Raw genomic sequence first — 5281 nt, 5'->3', positions numbered from 1 at the left:
GATCTACCTCAGCCTGTTCCGGGACCAGCTCATCGGCGGAAACCAGTTCGTCGGCCTGGACAACTACACGCGGGCCCTGCAGGACGACGCCTTCTGGGGCGCGGTCGGCCGGGTGGCGCTCTTCCTCGCCGTGCAGGTGCCGCTGATGCTCGGCATCGCCCTGCTGGTGGCGCTCGCACTGGACAGCGGCCGGCTCTACGGCAAGAGCTTCTTCCGCATCACGATCTTCCTGCCGTACGCCGTGCCCGCCGTGGTGGCCACCCTGATGTGGGGCTTCATGTACGGCACCAAGTACGGCCTGGTGGGCGACATCAACTCCGCGTTCGGGGTGACCCTGCCCGACCTGCTCTCCCCCGGCTGGGTGCTCGCCTCCATCGGCAACATCGTGACCTGGGAGTTCGTCGGCTACAACATGCTGATCTTCTACTCGGCGCTGCGCGTCGTGCCGACCTCGCTGTACGAGGCGGCGGAGATCGACGGCGCCGGTCAGTGGCGGATCATCCGCTCGATCAAGCTGCCCGCGATCCGGGGAGCGATCGTCATCGCCACCATCTTCTCGATCATCGGCAGCTTCCAGCTCTTCAACGAGCCGAGCATCCTGCGTCCGCTGGCGCTGAACTCCATCACCACGGACTTCACGCCCAACTTCTACACGTACTCACTGTCGTTCAACGGCCAGCAGCACAACTACTCCGCGACGGTGGCCATCATCATGGGCGTCATCACGATGATCGTCGCCTACGCCGTCCAGCTGCGCGGCATGCGCAAGGAAGCGTGACCCGATGAGCACCTCTGTCACCGCCTCCCCCGCGAAGAGCGCCGCGCCCGGACTGCGGACCCCGCGCAAGAAGCACACCCCCGGCAAGCCGAAGCGCAATGTGCTGCTGACGGTGCTGATGGCCCTGATGGTCCTCTACACCGTGGTGCCGCTGATCTGGCTGATCATCAACTCGACGAAGACCCAGTCCGGCCTGGCCGACTCCAACGGCCTGTGGTTCGCCCACGACTTCGCCCTGTGGGACAACGTCCGGGACACCTTCACCTACCACGACGGCATCTTCGGCCGCTGGCTGCTCAACACCCTGCTGTACGTGGGACTCGGCGCGGGCGGCGCGACGCTGCTGGCCGTGCTCGGCGGGTACGCGCTGGCGAAGTTCCAGTTCCCCGGCAGGCGCGCCGTGTTCGCCGTGGTGATCGGCGCGGTGGCCGTGCCGGGCACGGCGCTGGCGGTGCCCACCTTCCTGATGTTCAGCAAGATGGGGCTGACCGACACCCCCTGGGCGGTCATCATCCCCTCGCTGGTGTCGCCGTTCGGCCTCTATCTGATGTGGGTGTTCGCCGCCGAGGCGATCCCGACCGAGCTGCTGGAGGCGGCCCGGATGGACGGGGCGAGCGAGGTGCGGACCTTCTTCCAGGTCGCGCTGCCGCTGCTGGCTCCCGGGATCGTGACCGTGCTGCTGTTCACCACGGTCGCCACCTGGAACAACTACTTCCTCCCGCTGATCATGCTGAAGGACCCGAACTGGTACCCGCTGACGCTGGGTCTGAGCGCCTGGAGCTCCCAGGCGCAGACCATCGGCGGCGACGTGATCTTCAACCTGGTGATCACGGGGTCCCTGCTGACGATCCTTCCGCTGATCGCCGCCTTCCTGTTCCTCCAGAAGTACTGGCAGTCCGGCCTCGCCGCCGGAAGCGTCAAGGAGTGACGGGACGGCTCCCTCAAGCCCCCCATTTAGGCCTTACCAGCACCACCCCCACCCTCACCTGTCCCACCCACGAAGAAGTGGAAGCCCCATGCGCAGAACAACGAGCCGCATACTGCGCGGCATCGCCCTCGTCTCCACCCTGGCCCTGGGCGTCACCGCCTGCGGCGGCTCGGACGACGGATCCGACACCAAGGCCGTCTCCGCCGGCGACATCCAGGCAGCGCTGGACAAGGGCGGCGACATCACGGTCTGGGCCTGGGAGCCCACCCTGAAGACCGTGGCCGCCGACTTCCAGAAGAAGTACCCGAAGGTCAAGGTCAACCTGGTCAGCGAGCGCTCCGGCGACAAGCACTACACCGCGCTGTCCAACGCGATCTCGGCCGGCAAGGGCGTGCCGGACGTCGCCCAGGTCGAGTACTTCGCCCTCGGCCAGTACTCCCTGACCAAGGGCCTCACCGACCTGGCCCCCTACGGCGCGGACAAGCTCGCGTCGAAGTACACGCCGGGCCCGTGGAACGCGGTCAGCGACGGCGACAAGGTCTACGGCCTGCCGATGGACTCGGGTCCGATGGCGCTGTTCTACAACAAGACGGTCTTCGACAAGTACAAGATCGCCGTCCCCACCACCTGGGACGAGTACCTGGACGCGGCCCGCAAGCTCCACAAGGCCGACCCGAAGGCCTACATCACCAGCGACCTCGGTGACGCGGGTCTGACCACTTCCCTGCTGTGGCAGGCCGGTTCGCGCCCCTACAAGGTCGACGGCACCAAGCTCGGCGTCAACTTCGACGACGCCGGCGCCAAGAAGTACGAGGCGGTCTGGCAGCAGCTGATCAGCGAGAAGCTGCTCGCCCCGGTCAACGGCTGGACGGACGACTGGTACAAGGGCCTGGGCGACGGCACCATCGCCACCCTCGCCACGGGCGCCTGGATGCCCGCCAACTTCAGCACCGGCGTCCCGAACGCCAAGGGCCAGTGGCGCGCGGCGCCGATGCCGGCCTGGACCAAGGGCGACAAGGCGAGCGCGGAGAACGGCGGCAGCTCGCTGGCCGTCCCGGCGCTGGCCAAGAACAAGGAACTCGCCTACGCCTTCACCGAGTACGCCAACGCCGGCGCAGGCGTCGCCAGCCGTGTCAGCGAGGGCGCCTTCCCCGCCACCAAGGCGGAGCTCGCGTCGCCCGCGTTCCAGAGCAAGAAGTTCGACTACTTCGACGGCCAGGAGGCGAACAAGATCTTCGCCGACTCCGCCGCGAACGTGGCGAGCGACTGGTCGTACCTTCCGTTCCAGCCGTACGCCAACTCGATCTTCAACGACACGGTCGGCAAGGCGTACGTCTCCGGCACCAAGCTGGCGGACGGCCTGAAGGCCTGGCAGGACGCCTCGGTCAAGTACGGCGAGGAGCAGGGCTTCACCATCCAGAAGTAGACGGCGAAGCAGTCGACCGCGATCGGTCGGCACAGCACCAGCACAGCAGTAAACGCCGGGCGGCGCGGCACCCGGGCCGCGCCGCCCCCGTGCACCACCTTCGGAAGGACCGCCATGATCTCCACCCTCCAGTCCCGCATGCTGAGCGGGGCGGACGGTGACCCCGCTCCGCGTCTGGCCTACGGCGCCGACTACAACCCCGAGCAGTGGCCCAGGGACGTGTGGGAGGAGGACGTCCGGCTGATGCAGGAGGCCGGCGTGACCGTCGTCTCCGTGGGGATCTTCTCCTGGGCCCGCATCCAGCCGGGCCCGGACACCTGGGACTTCGGCTGGCTCGACGAGGTCATGGACCTGCTGCACGCCGGCGGGATCGGCGTCGACCTGGCCACCGCCACCGCCTCCCCGCCGCCGTGGCTGACCACCGCCCACCCCGAGATCCTGCCGGTGACGGCGAACGGCGAGACCCTGTGGCCGGGCGCGCGCCAGCACTGGCGACCCACCTCCCCGGTCTTCCGCGAGCACGCCCTGCGGCTGGTCCGGGAGATCGCCGGCCGCTACAAGGACCACCCGGCCCTCGTCGCCTGGCACGTCTCCAACGAGCTGGGCTGCCACAACGTCTACGACCACTCGGACGACGCCGCCCGCGCCTTCCGGGTCTGGCTGCGCGCCCGCTACGGCAGCCTCGACGCGCTCAACCACGCCTGGGGAACGGCGTTCTGGTCGCAGCGCTACAGCGACTGGGAGCAGATCCTGCCGCCCCGGCTGGCCGCCTCGCACCCCAACCCGACCCAGCAGCTCGACTTCAAGCGGTTCTCCTCGGACGCCCTCAAGGACCACCTCGTCGCCGAGCGGGAGATCCTGCGGGAGATCACCCCCGCGATCCCGGTCACCACCAACTTCATGGTGATGGGCGGCACCAAGGGCATGAACTACCCGGACTGGGCGAGCGAGATCGACTTCGTCTCCAACGACCACTACGTGCACCCCGGCCCGCAGGACCGCGACGAGCTGTCGTTCAGCGCGAACCTCGTCAGCGGCATCGCCGGAGGCCGGCCGTGGTTCCTGATGGAGCACTCCACCAGCGCCGTCAACTGGCAGCCCGTCAACGTGGCGAAGCGGCCCGGCGACCTGGCCCGCGACTCGCTGCTGCACGTGGCGCACGGCGCCGACGCGGTGTGCTACTTCCAGTGGCGGCAGTCCGCGGCGGGCGCCGAGAAGTACCACTCGGCGATGGTTCCGCACGCCGGCCCCGACAGCGACCTCTTCCGCGCGGTCGCCGACCTCGGCGCGCAGCTCAAGACCCTGGCCCCGGTGGCCGGTTCGGAGCGCGAGGCCGCGTCCGTCGGCATCCTCTACGACTGGGAGTCGTGGTGGGCGAGCGAGCAGGACTCGCACCCCACCGCCCTGCTGGACTACCGGCAGGAGGCGCTCGACTGGTACTCGGCGCTGCTCGCCCTCGGCGTCCGCGCCGACCTCGTCACCACCCGCGCCGACCTCTCCCGGCACCGGGTGCTCGTCGCGCCCGTGCTGCACGTCGTCCCCGCCGAGCTCGCCAAGGAGCTCACCCGGTACGCCGAGCAGGGCGGCCACCTCGTCACCACGTACTTCTCCGGGATCGTCGACGAGAACGACCACGTGTGGCTCGGCGGTTACCCGGGCGCCCTGCGCGACCTGCTCGGCGTGCGCATCGAGGAGTTCGGTCCGCTGCTCGCCGGGGAGAGCGTGGAGCTCGACGACTCCACCTGGGGCACCCTGTGGACGGACCGGATCACCCTGACCGACGACGACACCGAGGTGCTGGCTCACTACCGCACGGGAGTGCACGCCGGCCGCCCCGCCGTCACCCGGCGGACCACGGGCGCCGGCTCCGCCTCGTACGTCTCCACGCGGCTGGGCGTCGACGGCCTCCGGTCGCTGCTGCCGCGGCTGCTGGACCCGGCCGGCGTCGGCAGCGAGCTGCCCGCCGACGCGCGGGGCAAGGTCGAGCTGACCGTCCGTCGCGGCGCCGGGGAACGGTTCCTGTTCCTCGTCAACCGGACCGACGCGACCGTGCCGGTGACCGGGCTGGAGGGAGAGCTCCTGATCGGCTCCGCCGGCCCGGACGGCGCCCCGGTGCTCGGCCCGCGGGAGGTCGCCGTCCTGCGACAGC

General features: G+C 69.4%; 4 protein-coding genes. All 4 read left to right on the top strand.

The features are described from left to right. The first annotated feature begins 1 nt into the window (after position 1). A complete protein-coding gene (locus ABT300_RS41030; protein ID WP_351687405.1) occupies positions 2 to 778 on the top strand; it encodes a carbohydrate ABC transporter permease in 777 nt (258 codons plus the stop codon). A 4-nt stretch (positions 779 to 782) separates the two neighbouring features. Then, positions 783 to 1706 (top strand): carbohydrate ABC transporter permease, encoded by a 924-nt coding sequence (locus tag ABT300_RS41025; RefSeq protein ID WP_351687402.1) that lies wholly within the window; start codon positions 783 to 785, stop codon positions 1704 to 1706. 88 nt (positions 1707 to 1794) lie between these two features. After that, entirely contained in the window at positions 1795 to 3132 is a 1338-nt protein-coding gene (locus tag ABT300_RS41020; protein ID WP_351687399.1) for an ABC transporter substrate-binding protein, read from the top strand. 114 nt (positions 3133 to 3246) lie between these two features. After that, on the top strand, positions 3247 to 5281 hold a 2035-nt coding region (locus tag ABT300_RS41015; protein ID WP_351687396.1), incomplete at its 3' end, for a beta-galactosidase.

This window comes from Streptomyces sp. NPDC001027 (assembly GCF_040299045.1).
Classification (GTDB): Bacteria; Actinomycetota; Actinomycetes; order Streptomycetales; family Streptomycetaceae; genus Streptomyces.
This window is presented reverse-complemented; position numbering and strand designations above follow the sequence as displayed.

Excerpts from the sequence above, each read along its gene's own strand:
- ABT300_RS41025 (WP_351687402.1), top strand. The coding sequence starts at position 783 with ATGAGCACCTCTGTCACCGCCTCCCCCGCGAAGAGCGCCGCGCCCGGA.
- ABT300_RS41020 (WP_351687399.1), top strand. The coding sequence starts at position 1,795 with ATGCGCAGAACAACGAGCCGCATACTGCGCGGCATCGCCCTCGTCTCC.